At 43.2% G+C, this 1,775-nt stretch carries 1 protein-coding gene; it reads right to left on the reverse strand.

Annotation, left to right across the window (positions count from 1 at the left end):
- Positions 1-147 precede the first annotated feature (147 nt).
- Positions 148-1,700 (reverse strand): IS3 family transposase gene (locus JCM9157_RS22940; protein ID WP_439644368.1). Its coding sequence is split into 2 segments (ribosomal slippage): positions 148-1,220 and positions 1,220-1,700, totalling 1,554 coding nucleotides; the frame shifts between segments, so codons are not numbered across the junction.
- Between the last annotated feature and the right edge of the window lie 75 nt (positions 1,701-1,775).

Raw genomic sequence — 1,775 nt, forward strand, 5'->3', positions numbered from 1 at the left:
CGGTGTTTGTCAATATAGTTGTCGCATTTAGTTACTTTAGTGTACTCAAGGCTACCGCGCTACGCTTGCTCGCCTGTTGATTTGAATTGAAAGGAAATCCATTCTTTCAATTCAAATCAACAGGGAATAAAGTGTATGATGGCGGACTCAACGTTTCCTTTTCCCGTCATCACGCATTGGATTAAGGGCTACTTTTTCAATAGGTGTCCAATTTCTTAGACTCTTCGCCCAGCGTTCTGGATGTTTTGCTTTTGCGGCTTCATATACGTCTTTTCTCTTTGTCAATATAGTTACGTGTTCTCCATCATGGCACTGTGCTGGCGTTACGTAATTCAGCCCACTATGCAGATGAATATGATTATACCAATGGACAAATTGATGGGCCCATTGTCTGGCTTCTTCAAGTGAGGCAAAGCCCCTATGCGGATAATCAGGCCGATATTTGAGCGTCCGAAACATAGCTTCTGAATACGGATTATCATTGCTTACACGTGGTCTTGAAAAAGAACTTTGAATCCCTAATTTCTCAAGTAAACTTAAAAAGGTCTCAGCTTTCATGGGGCTACCATTGTCTGAATGCAACACCAGTGGTGCCCCTTGAATTCTCTCATTAATAACTGCTTTTTGTACAAGTGATTCAGCGTGTGTAGCTTCTTCCTTTTCCCATACTTCCGACCCGACTGCTTTTCTACTAAAAAGATCCAGTATTAAATAAAGGCGATAATACAAGCCTTTCACAGGGCCACCAAGCCACGTGATATCCCATGTCCACACCTGATTTGGTGATGTGGCCAGATGACTCTCGGGAATTCTTCGTGTTGGCTTTTGGCTGCGGCCACGGTGGTGTTGCATCTTTCCTTCACGTAAAACACGGTAAAATGTAGATTCTGACGCAATATATGTTCCTTTATCCGCAAGCTTTGGGACAATTTGCGTCGGAGGTAGATCGGCAAATTCTTCTTGTTTGACAACCTCGAGAATTTCCTTTTTTTCTTCCTCAGACAACTTATTTTTGGGAACAGGTCTTTTCGCAAAGGGACGCTGATCGACCTTAACCTCACCATCAACCACCCAGCGCTCGTAGGTTCGTACACTAATATAAAGTTCCTCACAAGCCTTCGATAACCGCGCACCATTTTGATTGGCTTCTTGGATGAGTTCTACAGCTAATGCGCGATTTGATGGGCTAATCATTCTTCCTCGTCGTCCCCCCAAATCGCTTGGGCCTTTTTTCGCAAAAGTAATAACGCCGCAGCTTCCGCTAATGCTTTTTCTTTCTTTTGTAGATCTTTTTCTAGTTGCTTAGCACGCTTCTTTTCTTCCTTCAACGCACCATTTAACTCCTTTGATTGGTCAAATACTTGTCCATTTGCTTGGAGACAAGCCACTCTCCATGCCTCAATCTGTTCACGGTACAATCCCTTTTTACGACAGTATTCAGCCAGTTCAGTTTCGTTCATCGCAAAGGTCTCCATTACGATTAAAAACTTATCTTGACTACTCCATTTATCACTGGTTTGACCGTTTCCAGGCGTCGCCACACCAGCTTCACGTGCTGACTTACGCCACTTGTACAACGTTACTTCTGTGATGCCTTCTTCCTTCGAAATGGTAGCCACTGATTCGTTATGCGGTGGCATCATGCGTTTAACGATTGCTTCTTTTTGTTCTCTCGAATATCGTACTCCATTTTTTTTCATATCGATCGACCTCCGTGTTATTTACTTAAACTATAACACTAAAGTATCGTACGACATCTATCCTAACAGAGGGGG

Source organism: Halalkalibacter akibai JCM 9157 (assembly GCF_000513135.1).
Classification (GTDB): Bacteria; Bacillota; Bacilli; order Bacillales; family Bacillaceae_D; genus Halalkalibacter; species Halalkalibacter akibai.